General features: G+C 37.9%; 21 protein-coding genes. 11 read left to right on the top strand and 10 right to left on the bottom strand.

Features of this window, described 5'->3' with window-relative positions; translation table 11 throughout:
- Nucleotides 1-14: 14 nt before the first annotated feature.
- Nucleotides 15-554, bottom strand: coding sequence for a DUF924 family protein (locus ACS125_RS03365; protein WP_443270531.1), 540 nt, complete (start codon nt 552-554; stop codon nt 15-17).
- A gap of 168 nt (nt 555-722) precedes the next feature.
- Here ACS125_RS03365 and gshA point away from each other — a divergent pair, with 168 nt between their 5' ends.
- The 6 genes from gshA to ACS125_RS03335 all read left to right on the top strand — a co-directional run bounded on the left by gshA (nt 723) and on the right by ACS125_RS03335 (nt 9796).
- Entirely contained in the window at nt 723-2300 is a 1578-nt protein-coding gene (gene gshA / locus ACS125_RS03360; protein WP_443270529.1) for a glutamate--cysteine ligase, read from the top strand.
- A gap of 16 nt (nt 2301-2316) precedes the next feature.
- The gene (locus tag ACS125_RS03355) at nt 2317-2832 is read left to right on the top strand and encodes a disulfide bond formation protein B (protein WP_174739788.1); all 516 of its coding nucleotides are present in this window, start codon (nt 2317-2319) and stop codon (nt 2830-2832) included.
- A 165-nt stretch (nt 2833-2997) separates the two neighbouring features.
- Nucleotides 2998-6381, top strand: coding sequence for a type VI secretion system Vgr family protein (locus tag ACS125_RS03350; RefSeq protein ID WP_443270527.1), 3384 nt, complete (start codon nt 2998-3000; stop codon nt 6379-6381).
- 3 nt (nt 6382-6384) lie between these two features.
- The gene (locus ACS125_RS03345; protein WP_443270525.1) at nt 6385-6921 is read left to right on the top strand and encodes a hypothetical protein; all 537 of its coding nucleotides are present in this window, start codon (nt 6385-6387) and stop codon (nt 6919-6921) included.
- Nucleotides 6918-9314 carry a M23 family metallopeptidase gene (locus ACS125_RS03340; RefSeq protein ID WP_443270523.1) on the top strand — a complete coding sequence of 799 codons (2397 nt, stop codon included), beginning with the start codon at nt 6918-6920 and terminating at the stop codon, nt 9312-9314. The genes ACS125_RS03345 and ACS125_RS03340 overlap by 4 nt, the downstream gene beginning before the upstream one ends.
- Nucleotides 9315-9322: 8 nt before the next feature.
- Entirely contained in the window at nt 9323-9796 is a 474-nt protein-coding gene (locus tag ACS125_RS03335) for a hypothetical protein (protein ID WP_443270521.1), read from the top strand.
- A 255-nt stretch (nt 9797-10051) separates the two neighbouring features.
- Here ACS125_RS03335 and ACS125_RS03330 read toward each other — a convergent pair whose 3' ends face one another.
- Nucleotides 10052-10708, bottom strand: coding sequence for a haloacid dehalogenase-like hydrolase (locus tag ACS125_RS03330; protein WP_443270519.1), 657 nt, complete (start codon nt 10706-10708; stop codon nt 10052-10054).
- 144 nt (nt 10709-10852) lie between these two features.
- Between ACS125_RS03330 and ACS125_RS03325 the strand changes: the two genes are divergently transcribed.
- Nucleotides 10853-11209: a DUF5991 domain-containing protein gene (locus ACS125_RS03325; RefSeq protein WP_443270517.1), complete on the top strand. Its 357-nt coding sequence runs from the start codon at nt 10853-10855 to the stop codon at nt 11207-11209.
- A 68-nt stretch (nt 11210-11277) separates the two neighbouring features.
- Here the strand turns inward: ACS125_RS03325 and ACS125_RS03320 are convergent, their stop codons facing one another.
- Nucleotides 11278-12621: an alpha/beta fold hydrolase gene (locus ACS125_RS03320; protein WP_443270515.1), complete on the bottom strand. Its 1344-nt coding sequence runs from the start codon at nt 12619-12621 to the stop codon at nt 11278-11280.
- Nucleotides 12622-12831: 210 nt separating this feature from the next.
- Between ACS125_RS03320 and ACS125_RS03315 the strand changes: the two genes are divergently transcribed.
- Nucleotides 12832-13413 (top strand): YqiA/YcfP family alpha/beta fold hydrolase, encoded by a 582-nt coding sequence (locus tag ACS125_RS03315; RefSeq protein WP_004790103.1) that lies wholly within the window; start codon nt 12832-12834, stop codon nt 13411-13413.
- Between the two features lie 14 nt (nt 13414-13427).
- Nucleotides 13428-15311, top strand: coding sequence for a DNA topoisomerase IV subunit B (parE, locus tag ACS125_RS03310; protein ID WP_443270513.1), 1884 nt, complete (start codon nt 13428-13430; stop codon nt 15309-15311).
- 122 nt (nt 15312-15433) lie between these two features.
- Here the strand turns inward: parE and ACS125_RS03305 are convergent, their stop codons facing one another.
- Together ACS125_RS03305 and alc are read right to left on the bottom strand one after the other, a co-directional pair.
- Nucleotides 15434-15937 (bottom strand): ureidoglycolate lyase, encoded by a 504-nt coding sequence (locus ACS125_RS03305; RefSeq protein ID WP_443270511.1) that lies wholly within the window; start codon nt 15935-15937, stop codon nt 15434-15436.
- Entirely contained in the window at nt 15934-16944 is a 1011-nt protein-coding gene (gene alc / locus ACS125_RS03300; protein ID WP_174728164.1) for an allantoicase, read from the bottom strand. The genes ACS125_RS03305 and alc overlap by 4 nt, the downstream gene beginning before the upstream one ends.
- Before the next feature lie 199 nt (nt 16945-17143).
- On the opposite strand from alc, the gene hpxO reads away from it, so the two are divergent.
- Nucleotides 17144-18301, top strand: a complete 1158-nt coding sequence (gene hpxO, locus ACS125_RS03295; protein WP_174728149.1) for an FAD-dependent urate hydroxylase HpxO — start codon at nt 17144-17146, stop codon at nt 18299-18301.
- A 52-nt stretch (nt 18302-18353) separates the two neighbouring features.
- On the opposite strand, the gene ACS125_RS03290 is transcribed toward hpxO, so the two are convergent.
- From ACS125_RS03290 to puuE, 5 genes are all read right to left on the bottom strand, one after another.
- Nucleotides 18354-19079 carry an outer membrane protein OmpK gene (locus ACS125_RS03290; RefSeq protein ID WP_144732520.1) on the bottom strand — a complete coding sequence of 242 codons (726 nt, stop codon included), beginning with the start codon at nt 19077-19079 and terminating at the stop codon, nt 18354-18356.
- Nucleotides 19080-19200: 121 nt separating this feature from the next.
- Nucleotides 19201-20568: a nucleobase:cation symporter-2 family protein gene (locus tag ACS125_RS03285; RefSeq protein WP_151963754.1), complete on the bottom strand. Its 1368-nt coding sequence runs from the start codon at nt 20566-20568 to the stop codon at nt 19201-19203.
- A 24-nt stretch (nt 20569-20592) separates the two neighbouring features.
- Nucleotides 20593-20916, bottom strand: coding sequence for a hydroxyisourate hydrolase (uraH, locus tag ACS125_RS03280; RefSeq protein ID WP_174728146.1), 324 nt, complete (start codon nt 20914-20916; stop codon nt 20593-20595).
- The gene (gene uraD, locus ACS125_RS03275; RefSeq protein WP_443273909.1) at nt 20913-21416 is read right to left on the bottom strand and encodes a 2-oxo-4-hydroxy-4-carboxy-5-ureidoimidazoline decarboxylase; all 504 of its coding nucleotides are present in this window, start codon (nt 21414-21416) and stop codon (nt 20913-20915) included. The genes uraH and uraD overlap by 4 nt, the downstream gene beginning before the upstream one ends.
- Nucleotides 21417-21516: 100 nt before the next feature.
- A complete protein-coding gene (gene puuE, locus ACS125_RS03270; protein ID WP_443270507.1) occupies nt 21517-22482 on the bottom strand; it encodes an allantoinase PuuE in 966 nt (321 codons plus the stop codon).
- Nucleotides 22483-22734: 252 nt separating this feature from the next.
- On the opposite strand from puuE, the gene ACS125_RS03265 reads away from it, so the two are divergent.
- On the top strand, nt 22735-23085 hold the full coding sequence (locus ACS125_RS03265) for an HPF/RaiA family ribosome-associated protein (RefSeq protein ID WP_004640014.1): 351 nt from the start codon (nt 22735-22737) through the stop codon (nt 23083-23085).
- The last annotated feature ends 28 nt before the right edge of the window (nt 23086-23113 follow it).

The raw sequence follows: 23113 nt of genomic DNA, 5'->3' as shown, positions 1-23113 counted from the left end.
AAAATTAAGAAGTTTTAAAAACTACTGTTCGGTTCTAATAAAAATTCGGTTTCCTCTGGAGTAGAAACACGCCCAAGAATGGTATTTCGATGAGGATAGCGTCCAAAGCGATCAATAATAACTTTATGCTTTTTCTCAAAACTTAAGTTAATTTCATTGCCGAGGCGTTGAAAGAGTTTTAAGGCAAACTCATGAATCAATTTTGATTCACTATGCATAAACGGCATATATAAGAAAGAACGTTGCTCTGGATTAAGCTGGGCATCGAGTTGCAAGCTAATCGTTTCTTGTGCCAAAGCTAATGCCAAGCTGTCGTAGGCAAAAGATTGGGGTTGATCACGATAAATGTTGCGAGAAAACTGGTCTAGTACAATAATCTCTGCCAGACGGCCTTCAGCTGTTTTTCGCCAAGACCAGAGTTCTACTTGAGTTGCCTGTCGATGAACGTCAGAAAAATTTTCACGGATTTTTTTGTCAAAATCATCACTTTTTGCAAACCAAAGTGAACGGTGTTCAGGAGAAAACCAAAAGTTTAAAATGTCTTGTTCGTTCATGATATTGACAACTCTTTAGCAATTATTCTTCAATAAAATCACAATTCTTTCGTGTCTTAAATAACAAGATTGTGATAAAAATTGCCAAACTGGAATGATGTGAGTATATAAATAGCCGTATCATCTCACGATTTTGTATATAGTGATCTTTAATAAGCGAGCAAATGCATGAGTCAACCCACTACACCCTCTCAATCAGTTATTCCTGCTTGGGTGGATTCGTCGCTACTACAAGGCATGTTACGTGGAATAGAGCGTGAAAGCCTACGTATGCAAAGTAATGGGTTCTTATCACAAGAGTTACATCCAAAGGCATTGGGCTCGGCTTTAACACATCCACAAATTACGACTGATTATTCAGAAGCATTAATGGAGTTTATTACCTCACCTAAGCCAACCATTGGTGAAGCTTTGAATGAGCTCACCGATATTCATGCGGTTGTGCATCGTCATTTAGAAAATGGTGAGAAACTCTGGCCACTGTCTATGCCATGTATGTTAGACGACAATGAAGAGCGGATTCGTCTAGCACAATACGGCACGTCTAATATTGGTCGTTTTAAAACACTATACCGTCGTGGGCTAGGAATTCGATATGGTCGCCGTATGCAGACCATTTCAGGCGTGCATTACAATTTATCTTTTCCAGATACGCTTTTTGCCGAGCTACAAGCTCATGAAATTGACGAACAATTAAAATCATTAAGTTTGCAGGATTATCGTAGCCATCGTTATTTTGGTCTTATTCGTAATTTTATCCGTTTAACACCGTTAGTTATGTTTTTAGTGGGTGCTAGCCCAACAGTATGTCGTTGTTTCTTAACTGGACATAAACATCAGTTGTTGCCTTTAATCAAAGGTTCATACTATTTACCGTATGCTACAGCACTCCGTATGGGACGATTGGGTTATCAAAACTCAGCTCAAAAAAGCTTAGGTATTCATTACAATAATTTGTCTGGCTATCTGGATGGTTTACAAAAAGCCGTTCATTCTCCTTACCCACCATTTAGCCGTTTAGGGTTAAATGATGCCTCTGGTGAGCCGTTGCAAATCAATGATCATGTTTTGCAGATTGAGAATGAATATTACAGTCTTGTACGTCCAAAACAGGTGCCTCAAAAAGGTGAAACACCATCTCAAGCCTTGAAAAATCGAGGGGTGGGATATGTTGAGCTACGTGCTGTTGATGTAAACCCATACTCGGCAATTGGTGTTGATGAAACAACGGCAGGCTTCCTTGAAGTGTTAGCACTTTATTGTCTGTTAAGTGATAGCCCAGACTTGTTAGGTCCTGAGCAAGACTTGGTTGAGAAAAATCAGACCGAGGTGGTAAACCGAGGTCGAGCACCGAACGCAACCATTACAGATTTAACAGGGTCATATCACATCGAAGATTGGGCACGTTTATATATTGCAAAAATGCAAGATTGTGCACAGCTACTCGATCAGACCTACGCAACGGACTTGTATGGTTCAGCATTAGCAATCATGCAAGCACGAATTGATGAAGTTGATGAGACTTTATCTGCCCATGTTATTGACGATACGTTAAAACATGGTGGAACTTGGAGTTTTGGTAGCCACATGGCGCAATTACATGCTGAAAGTTATGAAGAGCATGAGCTTAGTGTGGAAACCTTGAAACATTTTGAACAATTGGCTGCACAGTCGTTACAGCAGCAAGAACAACTTGAGCAAGATATTCAGGTCAGTTTTGATCAATATCTTGAACAATATCGATAATAAAACGAGGTTTTACATGCGATTAAGTTACCGTTTGGTGAGTGGACTACTTGTTTTAGCAAGTATTGTCGGCATGTCTTTTGCGTTGTATCTGGAACATGTAAAAGGTTTAGAGCCATGTCCGCTCTGTATTTTTCAACGTGTTGGCTTAATGGCGATGGGTTTTGTGGCGCTCATAGCATTTTTGCATAACCCAGTTTCCAATGCGGTTAAACGCTTTTATGCATTTTTGGCTGGCATCGCAATTTTATGGTCAGTCGGTGTGGCAGGGCGTCATGTGTGGATACAGCATTTACCTGCAGATCAAGTACCGAGTTGTGGACCAGGTTTAAATTATTTAATTGATGCTTTACCTATGAAAGCAGTTTTGCAAGAAGTGCTTTCTGGTTCAGGTGAGTGTGCAGCTATTGACTGGACCTTTTTAGGTCAGTCTTTACCAGTTTGGTCATTGGTTTATTTCCTTTTGCTATTACTGGTATGTTTATGGCAGTTATTCCGTTTTTATCCAGTGTTTAAGACTGCTAAAAAGTAAGTTTAAACAGATTAAAAAAGCTCAATATTATGTTGGGCTTTTTTTTATTGTTTTAGAATTAATCAAACTATAAGAAAACAAATTAAAAAAAAGAATAATGATGTAGACAGATAGGTCTGTTTTTTATAAAGTGCAGCCGTTTATATATCCTTATGATTATAAAAAATGCTTTTTAATATATTTAATGTTTTGGAAAAAATAGGGTTGAGTGCACAGAAACGCGCGATTCACGTGCAATTTTCTAATGAACTACTCAATAACCAAGTTTTTTTACAGCGTATCGAAGGCCAACATCAGCTAAATGGGGGAATTGAAGCTGAGTTAATTTGTCTTTCGACGAGTGCCCAAATTGCATTGAAGCAGTTTATAGGGGTACAGGTTGCTGTTGATCAGGTCACTGATGCAGGTCAATTATTTCGAACAACAGGAATTGTGACTGAAGCCAGTTATGGCCAAAGTGATGGCGCATTAACGCTTTATAAATTGACCTTAAAAGACGCGACAAACTTATGGCACAAGCGCCGTAATAGTCGTGTTTTCATGAATAAAAGTATTATTGAAGTCACGGAAGTTTTATTTAAAGAGTGGCAAGAAAAAAGTCAGCTTTTTGCGACAAGTTTAAGTCTCGATCTTAGTGGGTTAAGTCAGAGTTATGATATTCGCCCATTTATCATGCAGCACAATGAGTCTGATTATGACTTTCTGACACGCTTATGGCGAAGTGAAGGCGTTAGCTGGCTAATTGATGAAACCGAACTTTTTGTACCTCATTTTACTGTGCCAATACACGCTCAAAAACTAAGACTCATTGATGACAATAGCCAGTACCAAGCTTTAGAACGACGCAGCATTCGTTATCACCGAAGTAGTGCGACAGAATATCAAGATAGCATTACGGGTTTTGTAGCAGTGCGGACTTTGCAGCCGACAGCGGTACATGTGCAGCGTTGGCAACCCGATGCTCTGGCACACGAAGAAGGTGTAGGTTCAGTTATTACTACACACATACATTCAGAGCAGTTTGATTCAGCGAGTTTGAGCCTTGAACAAGCATGGCACATGAGCCCAGCTTGGATGCAAGATTTAAAAGGGGAAGATCAAGCTACCGCTTCAAGTGGTAATCAGCTAGAAAAATTAAATCAGCACTTCACGAATATGTATGCGAGTCAGGCCAAATACTTTAAGGCCTATAGTAGTGTCCGTGATAGCCAAGTTGGTTATTGGTTTAACCTACAGGAGCATCCTGAAATTGATCAGCATGAAGGGGCTGATCAAGAGTTCCTGATTATTGCTAAAAATTTCTATAATCAAAATAACCTACCGAAAGATTTGCATCAGCAAGTTAGCCAGTTGTTAACCCAAAGTCGTTGGGATAAACATGGTTATGAAGATATTGAGCGCCAAGGTAATGAGCTGACCTTAATACGCCGTCAAATTAAAACTGCACCTGAATATCATCCAGAACAGCATCGACCAATTGCCTACCCACAAAGAGCGAAAGTCGTGGGGCCAGAGGGAGAGACCATTCATGTCGATGAATGGGGGCGTATAAAAGTACGCTTTCTATTTACCCGTAGTGATGATCATGGACATGACGGTGGTGCAGGGAGCAATGACAACGATACCGACTCGGCTTGGGTTGATGTACTGACTCCTTGGGCAGGTGAGGGCTATGGAGCACGGTTTTTACCACGTATTGGTGAAGTGGTTGTCATAGACTTCTTTGATGGCAATATTGACCGTCCATTTGTGACAGGGCGTATCCATGAAGCGCAGCGTTCGCCAACCAAGTTCGATGTAAAAGGGCAGCTTCCTGATACTAAAAAACTAAGCGGGATTCGCAGTCAGGAAATCAGCGGTAGTGGTTTTAACCAATTACGCTTTGATGACACAACGGGGCAAATCAGTACTCAACTACAAAGTAGTCATGCAGCGACGCAACTGAATTTAGGTAATTTAAGCCATCCGAAAGAACAAGCGACGAGCCAAGGTCGTGGTGAGGGTTTTGAGCTTAGAACAGATGCTTGGGGAGCTGTGCGTGCGGGCAAAGGCATGCTCATTAGTACCTATGCACAAGAGCAGGCAATTGCAGACCATTTAGAAGCTGCACAAGCACAATCTTTACTTTCACAAGGTTATGAAAGCATGAAAATGCTCAGTGAAGTTGCAGCTAAGCAACAAACTGATGCTTTGAATGTGATTAATCGATTACCCAAATTCATCCAGTCCCTTGAGCTAAAAAACGCAGGACAGGCATTAAATAGTACGGTAAACCTATTTAAGGAAGGCATTAATAACGACCCTATTCACGCATTAAAAGACTGCGGTGGCTTTATTCAAGACATGGGTGCTTTAGGTGGCGATGCAAAAGGTGTTGTAGACGAATTTAATGCTTTCTTTAGCGATGCCAAAGATGCGGTAGAAAACTTAAAAGCTTTCATCGAAAACGTTGAAGAACATGGCGCTGACATCGTTAAAGGAAAACTTGCCAGCATTAAAGATCGGATTCATAAAAATCCATTTGAAAGTATTAAAGAGGTCGGAAAGGTCTTAGGGAATGTGGAGACCAAAGACTTTGATTTGATGAGTGTATGTGGAACATTTAGTAAAGGCAGTAAATTAGAAGTATCACCATCAAAAGCGTTGAGTTCATTACAAGGCTTTATGGAGGGTTATACCCAAGGTTTAGAAAGTAGTGCAGATACGAAACAACAAGAACAAGGCAAAATCTTTAGACAAGCGCTTATGTTATTAGCATCGCCAAATGGCATTGCTTTAACGACACCTGAAAATATTATTCTGCAAGCGTCGCAAGATATTGCTGAAAGTGCCAGCGGTTCAATTAATTTAAGCGCACAGAAAAATATCATTGGGCATGCACAAGACAAAATCAGTTTGTTTGCCGCACAAAAAGGTTTCCGCGCTTATGCAGCAAAAGGAAAGCTCGAACTACAAGCGCAAGATGATGCTATTGAAGCGATTGCCAAGAAGGTCATCAAGCTCATTTCTACAGAAGAAAAAATCGAGCTTACAAGTCCAAAAGAAATTGTATTAACAGCAGGTGGGTCACAGCTCAAAATTAATGCGGATGGCGTATTTTCAACAACAGGCGGTAAGTTTGAAAGTAAAGCTGGGCAGCATTTATTTACGAGTGGGGCAACAGTAAATGCTGAGTTGCCGAAAATGCCTGAGAGTGGAATTTTTAGTCGAAGATTTGATTTTAGTGATATTTTCAATTTAGAAAATTTGAAAGAGGAAATTAGATTTAAAGTTATCAATAAAACAAAGAATACGGAATATGTTGGGTTGTTAGATGAAATGGGGCGAACACCAAGAATATTTAGTGATTCATCAGATACTGTCGAAATTCAATTTATCAGCAATAATCACAATAAAAGCATTATACCTACGAAGGAATTAAATGAAGATCTTTATAGTCATGATACTGGCGATTTTTTAGATGATGGAATCCAAAGCCAGCTTGCAGAAGCGCTAGATGATGAATATAAAGATGACCTAGAAGATGACTTTAATAAATTTGGAGTATAAGAGATGAGACGCAGTCTAATATTGCTATTGAGCACATTTATCTCAATACAAGCTTTTGCTGAAGAAAATGCTTGTGAAAAAATTTGGGATAGCTTCAAAAATAAGAATGAAAGTATCAAAATTGATAAAGTTAATATTCCATGTAAACAAATTTGGGAAGATAACAATAAAGCAAAGCTTGTAAAGACTATTGGCTTAAACCCAAAAGATGCTCAATGGATGTCAACAGGGGAATGTCAAGTTATTGAAGTGAATAAAAATAAATACCAAGTTTATTATGCTTATCTAAAAAATGATCATAGTGATATAAATATCATTAATGATACTAATGGTAATTATTTTTCATATTTTAGAAATTTAGGTCGCTATGATATGTTTGAAGATAAGTTTTTTCCAACAAAAAAAGCGAATAAAAATGGTGTTGAGTTAAGTTGCCCTGGATTGGGGAATTTTGAGAAAATGAAACCTATTTTAAGTTCATATATCAATAATAAAAAAATTGATATTAAACGATTTAGTTTTGAGGACTTAAATAAATGAAAAATGGTAAATCTATAAATCAAAAGTCATATCCATTAACGCGATATGGATTTATTTGTGCCGTTTCAAGAATGGAATCTTCATCAGATTTAAGTTTACCCTTAACGGCACCAGTAAACATTAGAGCAAGCCAAAATAAGAATTCTCGGGGTTATATTGGTTTTTTCCAGTTTGGGGAAGCTGCACTTATCGATCTTGGTTATTATAAGCATTGGAAAGATAATTCTGATAAAACTGAAGAAAATGATTGGACTGGGAGTTGGATTGGACACAATAGTATTAATTCTTTATCAGATTTTTTGAAATCTCCTGCTAAGCAGGTTCAAGTCATTGGAGAATGGATAGATCTTCTTTGCAAACGATTAAGAAATAGAAGTTTTAATGAATACTATGGGAAAATAATAAATGGAATTGAAATTACTGAATCGGGTGCTATTGCAGGAGCTCATTTAGTTGGTGACGGAGGCTTAGGTTCTTTTTTAGGTATATCAGGTTTTAAAGGGAATTATAAAGAAGTAGATGGAAATAATGTTCATATTAGTAAATATATTGAGATGTTTAACCATTATGATTTAGAAAGCTGTTGTAATAGAAAAATATATATAAAATTAAAGAACCAAATTGGACAAATAGCAAAAAATAAAAAAGTAACTATTGAATCTGAATATAGTGGTAAGTTTAAACAATCAAAGTTTATTGTAAATACAGAGTCAGATGAGCAAGGACTATTACCTGTTATTATTAGACATCCAGGTAGTAAAATTATAATTAAAGCAGATGGTAAACAATCAGCGGTCATCATACAAGCCTCTGATAAAAAACAATCTATTGAATTAAGTGTAAGTGAAGATATTAAAATTCAATCTGTCTTACAAAAACCTGCTGAACCAGAGCCAAAACAAGAAAAAGTTGTTGTTGTGGAACAGAAAACTGTTGATTCGAAGAAAAATGAGGTGAAAAAACATACCTCTAAAGATATAAAATTTGATATAGCCATAATAGAAATTGACACAAATAGAAAAATAACGAATATGAGGTTTTTCGTAAGATATAAAGGTAAGATCAAAGAGCATACTTCTGATAGTTCAGGAATAAAAACTGGTATAATTGCAGAAGAGGGCGAAAATTTAGATATATTGGTAAATGGAAGTAAAGGTTACCAAAAACTAAAAACAATATCCGTAACTAAAGGAATAGAAAATAGCTGTATATCAGTCCCATTAGGGCTAGTCAGCGTGAAATTGAAAATACATGATAGTAAAGGTAAGATTTTAAAAAATAATAAGTTTTTTGTTTCATATAGAGGTAGAGAAATAGAGAAAACAACTGATAGTAATGGCTTTATTCAATTAAAAATGTTGAATGCATTTGTTTATAAATTGCTACTTTCAAATAAGAAACCTGTTTTGACATTAAGAAATGATCCAAGTATTTCTGTAATTAATGTCAACTTAAATCCTACAGCTACAACAATACAGATGCCTCGAGTAACTCCAAATACTCCAAGTAAGACAGTACCAGCAAAAAAAGCACCAGCGAAAGAAACACCGCCTAAGAATGAAGAGAGCTTTGTTGATTACTTAATTGATTTTATTCCTTCACTGGGAAAAACAGAGAATGTTCATACAGAGAAAAATGGTAATCCTTTAACTAAACAGTATGGTAGTGATGTCGCTTTTACTATTAAAACAATCAATAAAGAGACAGGTAAAGAAGAAAATCTAGCTTATTCAATTAAGTATAATGGTGCAAAAAGAACACATTATACTGGACAAGATGGGATTGGATTAAAAAAACATCGGGGCGAAGAAGGGAAGAAAATTGAAATTGTTGTAGATGTTGATAGTAAAGAACAAGTACTTTATACCGCTGTTTTGAAGAATCCTATGCCAGTTATTGAGTTAAGAATAGATAAATTGAAAGAGGATGAATCTTATCTGTTCCCATTAAAAACTCGTACAAGTTCTTATAAAAATGGGAGCGGTAGATTTGGTTCAAATCGTAGTGGTGGAACACGGAAACATGCAGGTTGTGATCTGTATGCACCAGTAGGAACTGAAATTAGAGCGATGGCTGATGGAAAAGTACGTGTGGTAAAAGGTTTTTATTCTGGTACTGATGTAATTGAAATTGTACATAAAAAACATATTATACGCTATGGCGAGGTTCTGGCAGGGAAGTCCTTAGTAAAAGTTGGAGATGATGTAAAACGCGGGCAAACTATTGGCTATGTAGGTAAACTCACAATACAAGTTCCAAGTATGATGTTACATTTGGAGATGTATTCTAATCCTAAAGATACCGGCCCATTAACAGTTCGTGGCAACAATGCCTATCAACGACGGTCTGATCTAATAGATCCTACTACTTTTTTAGATAATTCAACATTATGAGATGAGTAATGAATAAAATTTTAATAGTCCTAAGTATTTTACTTTTGACGGCTTGCAATGATGTTAACAAAGTGGAAAAAGAATCAAATGTATCTATTGAACAGCCAAAAGAATCAAATTCAGTTATAAAATCACAGTCAAATAATACTAATGACTCACTGATAAAGGAGACTTCTGTTTCTCAACTGAGAGATAAAAAAATAGAGAATTCAAAACCACAAATGGATGCTCAGGATAAAATTACTTGTATGGGGAAAACTTTAAATGATTGGTATACTTTTGATGAAAAATTAGAACAACCAAAATGTAAGAAATTAAACGGTTATAAAATAAAGAATTATCAATGTTCTGTTGAGAAAAATGTATTCGATTTAAATTCTGATGCTATTAAAATTACTATGAAAGATACTAGAGTATTTGCATTCCATTCTCTTGAGCAATGTCAAGAAGCTGTTGAAATGTGGGAAGCGAATGGTATTTAGAATTTGAAAAAATTGATTATCGTCATGAATCATTATATTTATTTAGAAAATATAAAATTATTTCATTAAAAGTAGTTTTAATGAATATCTAATATATTTTTATAATTCTAGATTTTGATATGATTTTTATCTAACTTGTTGTAAAGATACGTTAAGAATTAAATTAACCTATATAGGTTAATTTAATTGATTCTATAGCATCTTTGGTTAATTAGTTGTTCGGTGACTTCTAAAAATAATATTAATGTTCTAACTTTAAAACCAATTTAATATTTTTAAATTGTTGATTTTAATATTTTTAATTTTGTTGTTATCCCCATTAATTAAATAGGGCAGTTTAGCGCCAATCAAAATAGGTAAGTCATCTTCAATATCATCACTGTATGTTGCAAACCAGGGTTGTTTGATATCAAGCTTATTCAATCTTCTTACTTTTTCTTCAGACCTACAATGTATCCCACTTATCCATCCTCCTAGTTTATTTTGCAAAGAAGTACCAATAATTTGTACATCTAGATTGATAGACTCGAGTAAAACATTCGCTAACTTTTCTGGTGCAGCCGTGGCAATAAACACAATTCTTCTATTGGCTAAATGATCTTTAACTTCGGCTATACCTTGCTCAAACCAATATAATGAACCGGAAGTAGTTTCATTGATATTCTTAGAGAAATTTTTAAAACTGTATTCTAATTCTTCTTCGTTCAAGCTATACGTTGCAATCCATAAATACAATGAAGCACCTTTAGATTTATACTTCTTAAATTTCATAAGAGGTAAAGCGATGGGTGTAACAATAAGTGCAGCGATAAATCTAAAAATATTAGATTTCAATTTATCTGTTAACCATGCTTTTGTAGAGTCACCCGATAGTAATGTCCCATCCAAGTCAAAAACAACGATTTCCTTCATATATTTCTCTAAATTTAGTAATAGTGATAAGAATTAATTTTCAAAAAGAGTATTTTTAATAGTTTATTTATAAATTCATAAAATATTTTATTATATTGTAATTTGGTTATAATAGTTTGACTTGATTATTTATAAATTAATTAAATGAAAAAAATTTATTTTTTATTATTGCTGGTTCTTTCTGCTAACACATTTGCAAATGTAGATAAGTGGAATGGTACTTATCATTATTATAGTTCAGAAGAACTACCAGGTGGAAATGTTGCGACCATAGAATCCGTTTTAACACTAACACCCAAAAAGTGTGAGTATTCTACTACTGGCTTTCAGGTTGATAAATCTTATATATGCAAAGTGAAAGAGAAAAATAACGAACTATCTTTCTTTAAAGCTCAAAGTGGTGAAAAGTTAGGAAAAGTAGTCTTTAAGAAAGGGAAATACTATCTTTATGCTGATGAAGTTTTAGATAGTAAAGACAACTTATTTTCTAAAGATAAATAATAGTTATAGAGCTCTTTTTAAAATATTTCAGATTCTATAAAAAAAGCCCAACAAAAGTTGGGCTTTTTTTACGTCTCTACAATTCCTTCTAAATCTTCGAGCGTATAGTTCGGCATATCAATAATATGGGTTTGAATACCTTCTTGCACATAATCATTAACATTAGGATATAGCCAGCGAGTAATCTGCTCGGCAACACTCGAGTGATACTGAATTTCAAAGTGATTTAAACCATAAAAAACGGCTTTATGTGAGTCTGGAACTTTAAGCTGAAAACGTGGATTTGGATGTTCGCCAAGTGCGCTTTTCACACTCACTAAGTAATCGCCAATCACGGTAAGGGCTTTATTACGCACCTTTTCAAACTCTAGTGTTCCTGCCACTAAAAAGGTATTGATATGGGAAGGTAGGGGAGCTGGGGCACGGTTATCATCCATCATGCCAATTCGGGCATCCATATATTCCCAGTCGTCATCACGAACGCTACCATGGCGTAAGTCTAAAATGCCATTACTACGAATATTAACCAGTTGACCGAGTAAACTTACAAAAGGGAAGGCCCCGAGCTTATCTTGTATGGTAAAGCCAAAACGCTCTAAGACTGCGCCATGATGTGGAGAACCAATACATACTAGATTTTCGACCATATGAATCCATTGATACATATTTTGTTTGCCATAAAAAAGGGCACTACGAGCAACTAGTCCTCCCATGCTATGGCCAATCACATCAATACTGGTAATTCTTGGATTATGTTTTACAAGATCTTCTAATAAATTTGAGAAGCTGCGGCCATTGGCTGAAATGCGGCGTCCTGTATTGTAATTTAAATATAGCATCGTGTTATGGTCACGTTGGGCTAACAGACGCTCACCGATACCGCCATAATGAGCGTTTGACCAACTAAGGTGGTTCATACACAAACCATGAACCAAAATTACAATACGACCTGCAAGCTCACCTTGCTGTATGGCTCCGTAGTGATCGTATAGCACCATTGGCAAAGCAAGGGGGCTATGTTGTTTAAGCAGGTAATCCCCAAAAATCCCATTCAAAATTCCCACTAAAAAATGAAGGTTTGGCGTTAAAGGTTTTTCATGAAGTGTGGGATATTTCTCAATAATGCGACGCAAACCAGGCGCTAAAAAGCAGCTACCATATTTTTGTAAAGCGCCATAAGAAAATTGATATGCCTTTTGCACAAATGGTCGTTTTTGAAAGTTTTTAGCATTTTGAGTACTTATACCAAAAGCATTTTTTAATACTTCAATATTAATAACTTGTATTAATTCATGTACACCATTTAAGCTGGTACTGAACAGTTGAGCTAAACCTTCTAGTACGTCTGCCTGACTCGGTGGCGTACGATCCCATTTACAATAAGTTTCATGTAGTGGTGTTAAGCTCGGCATATCTTTTCCCCATATACGTTATAACCGACGTTTTAAGCTGTACTTTTTATCAACGGCAGTAAACGTTTCCATCTTAGTAGTTTAAATAACACATGTTTTTAAAATACTGATGAATGGTTAGTTGAGTGGTTTTTCTTGTCTGACAATAGTGTTTTTATATACAAACTGAGAACAAAAATGTGAGTTTATTCTCAATTTAGAGGGAAATATATGAATATTATCTACCTCCATGGTTTTAATAGTAGCTCTCTTTCAATTAAAGGGCTAAGCCTGAAGCAGTATTGTAGCGAATTAGGCATAAATGTGCATTTGCCAGACCTAAACAGATCTCCTAATCTAGTGGTAGAGCAAGTTTCAGCGCTGATTGAATCGTTGCAAGACGTAGCTTTAGTCGGTAGTAGTCTCGGCGGATTTTTTGCGACATATTTTGTCGCGAAATATAATATTCCGGCTGTACTGATTAATCCTGCTATGCAACCATGGAAGTTGTTTGATGAGTTATTCCAAGTTGAAAGTATGCCCTACGTGGTGAATGATCAATGGTCAATTGATCATATTCAGTTGCGACAATTACAACAACTGGAACTGAAACAACCTGAAAATGCTGACAAAATACTCGTCTTGTTGCAACAAGGCGACGAAATTTTGGATTATCGTCAAGCACAACGCTATTATAGTGCTGCAACGCCATCCTCATTGATTTTGACGGATGCTCATGGCAATCATGCTATGGAAGATTTTGAAGAAAAATTACCGTTAGTGATCGAATTCTTTGCGCACACCATCAAATAAGGAAAACGTACAACGTGACACAATATACGGCTCAATCGCTTGAAGTCCTTTCTGGTTTAGACCCTGTTCGTCGTCGTCCAGGGATGTATACCGATACGACTCGACCTAACCATTTAGCCCAAGAAGTCATTGATAATGCTGTTGATGAAGCATTAGCTGGTCATGCCGACAAAATATGTGTCACAGTTTATAAAGATGGTTCATTGTCTGTTGAAGATAACGGCCGTGGTATGCCGGTCGATATTCACCCTGAATATGGCCAAAGTGGTATCGAAATCATTCTGACCAAGCTGCATGCCGGTGGTAAATTCAGTACCGATAATTACCAATTTTCAGGTGGTTTGCATGGTGTGGGAATTTCAGTTGTAAACGCTTTATCAACACGTGTTGAGGTCGAAGTTCAACGTCAGGGTAACCTATATCAAATGGCCTTTGAGCAAGGTGAACCCGTAGCACCTTTAGCCGTTCTCGAAGGTAAAGCTCCAAAACGCGCGACAGGTACAACGGTACATTTTTGGCCAGAAGCGAAATATTTTGATAGTCCAAAATTTGCTTTAAAAGCACTTAAACACAATTTAAAAGCCAAAGCTGTTTTAGCGGCTGGTTTAAAAATTCTCTATATCGATCAAATTAACGATGAAAAAATCGAATGGCAATTTGAAAATGGTCTCGTCGATTATTTGATGGATGAATTACAAGACCGCGAAATTTTGCCAAATCCCGCTTTTGTGAGTAATGGTCAGGCAGACCGTGCGGCGTGTGAATTTGCAATTTGTTGGAATGTAGAAGGTGGTGAACAGGTTCAAGAAAGTTACGTCAACCTGATTCCAACCGCGCAAGGCGGGACTCATGTGAATGGTTTACGTTCAGGTGTAACTGAGGCATTACGTGAGTTCTGTGAGCTACGTAACTTGTTACCGCGTAACCTTAAACTTTCGGCAGAAGATGTTTGGGATGGTGTGAACTATATTTTATCACTCAAGTTCCAAGAACCGCAGTTTTCAGGTCAAACCAAAGAGCGTCTTTCGAGTCGGGAAGCATCTAATATTGTTTTAAATATTGCGAAAGATGCTTTCGCACTCTGGCTCAACCAACATGCTGAAATTGCCATGCAATTGGCAGAAATGGCGATTTCTAAAGCTGGTCGTCGTTTAAAAGCAGCGAAGAAAGTCGAACGTAAAAAGATTGTTTCTGGCCCTGCTTTACCGGGTAAATTGGCTGACTGTGTTGGCCAAACTCGTGAAGACAGTGAGTTATTCATTGTCGAGGGTGACTCAGCAGGTGGTAGTGCTAAGCAAGCGCGTGATAAAAACTTTCAAGCTATCATGCCAATTCGTGGAAAAATCTTAAACACATGGGAAGTTTCTTCAGATGAGGTTTTGGCTTCTCAAGAGGTTCACGATATTGCGATTGCCATTGGTGTAGACCCTGGTAGTGATGATTTATCAGAACTACGCTATGGCAAAATATGTATTTTGGCCGATGCTGACTCGGATGGTTTACACATTGCGACTTTGCTTTGCGCTTTATTCGTAAAACACTTTCCAACATTAGTTGAAGAAGGGCATTTGTATGTGGCAATGCCACCATTGTTCCGTATCGATATTGGTAAAGATGTCTATTACGCGCTTGATGAAGATGAGCTTGAAGCCATTTTGAAAAATGTTAAAGGCAATCGTAATCCGCAAATTACCCGATTCAAAGGATTGGGTGAGATGAACGCGATTCAGCTACGTGAAACGACCATGGACCCAAACACGCGTCGTTTAGTTCAGCTCGATCTAGATGATGCCCATCTAACAGCTGGTTTACTCGATAAATTGCTTGCCAAAAAACGTTCAGCAGATCGTAAGCAGTGGCTTGAGCAGAAGGGTAACTTAGCTGATATCACTGTTTAAAATAGAATTAAAAAATCCCCGCTCAATAGGCGGGGATTTTTTATGTAATCCTAAGTTATTGGAAATCACCACAACGGTTTTTGCCATAAAATTAAAAAATAGACAGATCTGTATATTTTAATTTAGGTCGTAATTTTTATAGCCTGTGGAAATTGAAAAATATCACAATTCGCTCCACCTCCAATTCGATCGACCACTGCAAAATCACTTGGTGCCTCAAAGGTAAGCAAAGGATGATGCCATGTGCCTGCCCGATAATTGATACTTTGCTTACCATTTGAAACAAATGCACATAGCTTTGAAATGTCGGGAGTATTCTCGTCTAAAGCGGGCGCTACAATAATTAAAAACTTTTGTTGCTGTAATGGAATAAATGCTTGAGAGCCTTTCGGATGGCGTTCTAACATAGAAATTTCTAGAGGTAGAACACTGGCTTTAATATTCCGGAAAATACTAATTCCTGCTTTTGCTTGCCCTTCAATTTCAGTTTCTACGAGCGCATGGTAGCGCTCGGTGTGGGCATCGTTAATATGAAAAAAATCATGCCCGTCGCAACAGATGACCTCTCCGAAGGGCTGAAAGTTCTCAATGGTTAAGGGCTGAATTTGAACATTCTTTATGATCATGACTTGGCAATTTTTCCCCATAAACGAACACGGCTAATGCCACCATCTGGAATCATGTTAATACGAATATGCGAGATTTTTTCATGCTGTAAAATCTCATTCACATACTCATGAATATGGTCCATTTGCATCGGTTGAGCTTCTAGTAAGTAAGACCAGAACATACTTTGAGGAATTAACTGTGCATCGGTTGGATTTTCAAGGTAAACCGCCTGAATAGAAACCTCAGCAGGGAAGTTCCCTTTAAAGTGAGCCGTATCAATTTCAAGTTTCTCAATTTTTCCGCTTTTACCGAGTGCAAGAATACACCAGTCATAACCCGGTGCTCGGCGGCGTTTGGTTTCCCATCCATCGCCCATATTGACGCCACGGCCTGGGTTAATCAAATTACGTGGATGGCCAAAGTGCGCATCGCTATAGGCAACTACACGGCCACCATTTTCAAGGGCCAATAAATCGAGAGTTTGTTCGCTGTCAGTCACTTGAATATGAACTTCACCATAGACACGTAAACGGGCAATACCACCATCTGGGAAAATATTGAGGCGTATATGAGTGAAAAGTGCATCATTATTGACCATGAAAATATGATGCTGGCTTGGGCCGAGTTCAGTATTTGTTAAAATACTCTCCCATTTTGCACCTGTCAGGTCCCCATTTGGTGCAAAACATGCTTCTAATGATGCAGAAGCTGGATAATTTCCTGTAAAAAAGCTGGTATCGATATCAAGAGCAGTGATTTTTCCACTCACCCCTAGTTTTACAATACACCAGTCATAGCCTGCGTGGCGCTTACGGCGGGTTTCCCAGCCGTCCATCCATTTGCCGTTGTCATCAAATTTATCTTCAACAAAAATAGGTGCTTCAAATTGCAGCATACGCTTTGCTTCTGCAAAGAAATCATCTGAACACTCAATAACTTGAGCACCAATTCGGGCATCTGCCAAATTGGTTTTTGTATTCAAAATTTCAGGAAGTTCAAAAGCTGGAGCGTGCAATATTGCCATAATGGAGTATCCGTATTTCTTGTTAAAAACATGATTTTTCATTTAAAACTGCACTCACACTGAGCGTGCTGAGACGAGTTTTACACGTAAATATATAAGCATGGTGCATGCCAGTTTTGTGGAAAAGCTAAATAAATTTTGAAGGATGGCATGTTTTTAGCATAAGCACTCTATAGGTGAATATCTATAGGAGCGTGTTATGAATGTGGTGATTATTGGTGCGGGAATGGGAGGTCTAACCACAGGCATTGCATTAAAAAAATTTGGTCACCAAGTTCGTATTTTTGAGCAAACTGAAAAGATTCTTCCAGTCGGTGCTGCAATTTCGCTGTGGTCGAATGGTGTGAAATGTCTAAACTATCTGGGATTAACAGACAAAATCGCCAAACTTGGTGGACAAATGGATGACTTAGCCTATGTAGATGGTTTAACTGGAGATGTGATGACACAATTCAGTTTACTACCATTAATTGAAGAAGTAGGGCAAAGACCTTATCCAGTTGCACGTGCCGATTTACAAAATATGCTCATGGATGAATTTGGCAGAGATCAGATTTATCTAGGTAAAAAAATGGTCAGCCTTGAAGACAAAGCTGATTTTGTTGAGGTCCATTTTGCAGATGGCAGCTCAACGCAGGCTGATCTATTAATTGGGGCTGACGGTACTCACTCACTTACACGGACCTATGTTTTGGGCCAACAAGTACAGCGCCGTTATGCGGGTTATGTGAACTGGAATGGCTTGGTTGAAATATCTGAAGATTTAGCCCCAGCTCAGCAATGGACGACTTATGTGGGTGAAGGCAAGCGAGCTTCTTTAATGCCAGTTGCAGATGGTAAGTTCTATTTCTTTTTAGATGTGCCTTTGCCAGCAGGATTAGACAATAATCGAGATGACTATAAAAAACTTTTAAAACAATATTTTGCGGATTGGTGTTTGCCAGTACAGCAACTCATTGAGCGTTTAGACTCGCAAAAGACCAATCGGGTAGAAATCCATGACATTGAACCGTTTACTCAGTTTTATAAAGGTCGTGTAGTGATTTTAGGTGATGCTGCACACAGCACCACACCTGATATTGGACAAGGCGGTTGCCAAGCGATGGAAGATGCGATTTATTTAGCGCGTTCTCTGCAAATTAACACTTTAGGTGTCGAAGATGCTTTACGTCGCTATCAAAATAAGCGCAATGAACGTGCAAATGAGTTGGTACTTCGTGCGCGTAAACGCTGTGATGTGACCCATATGAAAGATGAAAGCGTTACACAAGCGTGGTATGCAGAATTACGCCGTGAACAAGGCGGACATATTATGCAAGGGATTATTAGCAATATTGTGGGTAATCCACTCGATTAAAACAAAAACAGCAAGGAGTTATCCTTGCTGTCTTATCTTCTAAATCATAATTTTAGAAGTGGTATTTAACCAATGCGCTGACGTTATTTTCGTCTGCACCTTTAATACCGAATTTGTTATTCCACACAGAATGCTCAATACCGAGGTATAGACGTGTGTCAGGAGAAATGTGTTTACCTACATTCCATTTCCATTGTGTTGTCCAGTTCAACTCGCTGGCATGGTCGCCTTCAGCAGTTGACCAGTCAAGGAAACCATCTACCAAGAAATCTTCAGATCCTAATTTTAATGGAACGCCGTAAACGAATGTCATTTGATAATCGTCGTCAGTTTTCTCATTATTCGCGCGGTAGAAGTTTAAATTCGCATATTGGAAATATGGGATATCTAAGTCAACTGCAAAACCATAAAGGAAGTTGTCGAAGTTATTGCCGTTTTCACTGTTACTTTCCCAAGTGGTACTAATTAAAACATCTTTAATTGGACCATACGCCAGTTTTTTACCAGACACTTCACCTAAGCTTAAACGTGGTGATAACTCAAAGTAAGTACTCTTGTGGTCATCTTCACCGCGCATGCGGTCCATGAAGAAAAATACATCAGCGTATTTAACTTTCGCTGCATATTCCAAAGTAATTGTGGTTTCTTTGTCATCTACAACTTCATAGTTTTCACCATAAAGTCCAGTCACACTAAAATCTTGCCAGATTGGTTTTGCCTGAACCATGGCAGTTGCAGATAACAAGGCACAAGTCGCCGCAAGTTGCTTTAATTGCATTTAAATGATCTCCCCCCAAATAAAGCACGCTAAGGATACAGGGTCTTAAGCAAAAATGAAGCCAAATTTGATCAACGGTTAAAAAAAAGCCCACCGAAGTGGGGCGCTAAAAACTAAATCTTTAATGAGTATTTCTTGTGTTTATTGTTTGGCTTAAATGCGGGGTACGTGAGCTGCGGAATGAGGGTAAATGATTAAATAATAAATTCAACAAGATAGCAAAGATACATGTTGAACTAATGCCTGAATGGAACAAAGTTTGTACCCAAACTGGAAAATGAGCATAAAACTCATGGTTAATAATTGGAATCATTCCTGCTGATAAAGCAGTCGCGACAATAATCAAATTTTTCTGATCGTTATAATCTATTTTTGCCAAAGTGCGAATTCCACTCGCTGCAACCGACCCAAACAAGACCAAACCTGCACCACCAAGTACGGGCATTGGAATCGCGGCAATCAAACGACCCATAATGGGGAGTAGGCCCAAAATAATGAGAATCACACCACCTGCTGCGACTACAAATCGGCTTTTGATGCCAGTAATAGCAACTAATCCAACATTTTGGGCAAAAGCACTTTGCATGAACGAACCAAAAATAGGCGCAAAAGCACTCGAAAACATATCGGCACGTACGCCATTGGCGATTCGTTTCGAATCGACTTCAGTTCCTACAATGTCTCCGACAGCAATAATGTCTGCTGTAGTCTCAGTCATAATCACTAAGGTAACGATTAGCATCGATAAGATTGCACTAAGCTCGAAAGTCGGTAAACCGAATGCAAATAAGTGTGGGAATTGGAGCCATGCGCCTGAGCTCACCTGACTAAAATCACCAAAACCCATAAAGTAAGCGAGGGTGGTACCAGCAACAATAGCCAATAAAATCGATAGGCGGCGAATGCTTGCTTGCGGCAGCATATTTAGAACAATCACAATACCTAAGGTTAGTAAGGCTAAAGAGATATTTTCTACGCTACCCCAGTCAGGTGCTTTGTTGTTGCCACCCATCATCCAGCGAATCGCAACGGGTAACAGAGATAGCCCAATAATCGTGATGACGCATCCGGTCACAACGGGTGGGAAAAACCGAATAATTTTTGAAAAGTAAGGTGCAAGGCACAGTCCAATCAGAGATGCGACAATCACCGCACCGTAGACAGCAGGTAAGCCGCCACCAGTGGTGATAATGGCAACCATAGTTGCAACACCCGCAAAAGACACACCCTGTACCAGAGGTAATTTTGCGCCTAAATATTTGGTACCGATTGTTTGAATCAGTGTTGCCAATCCCCCGACAAATAGGGCAGCTGCAATGAGCATTCCGACTTGTGCTGAGCTTAAGCCAGCTGCCGTTCCAATAATCAAAGGCGGGGCTACAATGCCACCATACATGGTCAGCACATGCTGTAAGCCGTAAGCAAAACTTTTGGAAATTCCTAAATATTCATGCTCTGGAGAAATCGCATTTTTTTGCTGATGATTCATATTTTTCTCCTATTTATATTTGAATTAACTACCGCGATAAGTGGAGTAAGCAAACGGGCTGATCAGTAATGGAATGTGATAATGCTGATTGACGTCTTCTACAAAAAACTGAATACAAACACGTGGGAAAAAAGTTTTAATTTGCTGAGATGAAAAATAAGGTGCAATTTCAAATTCAAGTTGATAAGCACCTTTTGCAAAGTCTGTTATTCCAAAATCAGCCACTCGACCATCTTGGTTCGTGGTTGCGGTTGCAATCAGCTCGTGGGTTTCTGCATGAAACAACTTCACTTCTACGTGTGCAGCTGGTTTGCCTAAATTCGTATCTAAAATATGAGTGCTGATCATGCTTGTATTTCCTGAGATAGACGTAATAGAGCAATCGCTGAGAGTTGCTCATGTACAATTACTTTTTCGATAGCTAAGTCATGTTGTAAACGTTCGCGTAGCTTTTTTAAAATCTCATCGCTACTGAGGCCCGCTGCTTTAATTAGAAAAATAAAGCCAAACTTTTGTTCATAATCAAGATTACCTTGAAGCAGAGCTTGTTGTGTTAGTTCATCTAAAGAAATGCCAGCTTGTTCCTGATTTGAAAAATGTTGCTCTTTTGCATTGAGTTGTTTTTTTGCTTGTCGTTCACCAATTTTTGGATGGGTTGCTAAAGCAGTTTCAATGTCTTGCCATGACCACATTTGACTTAAATTTTCTGCATGCTCTAAAAGAGATGCTTTTGATGAATAGGGACGTCTTGAAGTGATTTTCTCGGCCCATGCTGGAATGTGGACACAGTTTTTTAACAAAGTTTTAAGTTGTTCGGGTGGGGCTTGATTAAACTCGGCTAAAAACACTGTTATTCCTAAACTCGTTGTCGTGATATAGAGTTTTAGCAATAACAGTGCCAAGAGGCGTTCATGATTGGCTTATGAATTTGGAAAATTAAAAAATCAATTATTTAGTTATGTGATTTTTATACCAATGTTCAGCAATGTCTTGACGACTACATATCCAGACTCGATCGTGCATTTGAATGTAGTCGAGAAACTTTTGTAGTGCTTTAAAACGGCCTGGACGCCCTAAAATACGGCAGTGCATTCCAATCGACAACATTTTTGGTGCATTTTCTCCCTCTGCATACAGTACATCAAAACTATCTTTTAAATATTGAAAAAATTGTTCTGAACTATTAAAGCCACCCGGTGAACAGAATTTCATATCGTTACATTCCAAAGTATACGGAATAATCAGATGAGGACGTGATGCACCACCAGTATTGGTGAGAGTCGTCCAAAAAGGCAGGTCATCGCCATAATAATCAGAGTCGTATTGAATTTGTGGGAATTCTGCAAGTAATTGACGTGTATTAGGGCTATCACGTCCGGTGTACCAACCGATCACTTTATTTCCAAACAAGTTTTCTAAAACAGATAGAGCTTGTTCTATATGCTGTTTTTCTAACTCAATATCAGTATCTTGATAATGAAGCCAGCGGTAGCCATGAGAAACCACATCATAATTAGCTTGCTTAATCGCCTCCACAATATAAGGATTGCGGACAAGTGCCATTGCAACTCCAAAAATAGTCATTGGAAGTTTGCGCTTTTGGAATTCATTATGAATGCGCCAAAAACCAGCACGTGAACCATATTCGTACATCGAGTCCATCGACATATGTTTCGCTGGGTAACTTGCAGCGCCAATAATCTCCGATAAAAACTGTTCTGAGCCTTCATCGCCGTGCTCAATATGTTTTTCGCCACCTTCTTCATAATTAAGAACAAATTGCACTGCAATCTTGGCATTGTTAGGCCATTTAACTTGTGGAGGCTGCCCGTGATAACCGATCAAATCACGTGAATAAGGAGACTTTTGAATTTGCTCAATGAGCTCGGCTCCAGATAGATAAGATTTGGTCACGATTGCTCTCCTTTTGTTCAATTTTTCATAAAAATTTAAAAAATCAGCTTGCATATTTTTATAGATGGACTGATATTGAAGATATGAAGATCTTCAAAATAAATTAAAACCAGTACGTTTAAGTCAGGAGATAACAAACCATTACACCATCAAAATGTACAATTGAAGTCAGTTCATGCATGCTTAAAACATGCCAACATAAAAAAGTTTTGCATAGAAAAGATCCACAGTAAGAAAGAGAGGATGGTATTTATGAATATTGAAATCCGCACAGATAAAAACATCCATAATAGTGAACGTTTAATTACTTATGTACGTGCAGAACTTACTCAAGAATTCCAACGTCATAGCGAACGTATTACACATTTCTCGGTTCATTTTAGTGATGAAAATGGGGACAAAAGTGGTGACAAAGATATCCACTGTATGATTGAAGCACGTCCTTCAGGTTTGAAACCAGTTGCAGTGCACCATAAAGCAGGAAATATTGACGCTTCAATTCATGGCGCGATTGAAAAATTAAAACGTAGCCTCGAACATACCTTTGAGAAAAAAGAACACCCGAGAGGTGGGCAACCAGAATTCATTGATGATGAAGTTTAATTGAAAATACTAAAAAGCCCTTCGGGGC

This window comes from Acinetobacter sp. PFS20 (genome assembly GCF_052261015.1).
Taxonomy (GTDB): Bacteria; Pseudomonadota; Gammaproteobacteria; order Pseudomonadales; family Moraxellaceae; genus Acinetobacter.
The sequence above is the reverse complement of the archived record's forward strand: the minus strand, read 5'-3'. Positions and strand labels throughout refer to the sequence as shown.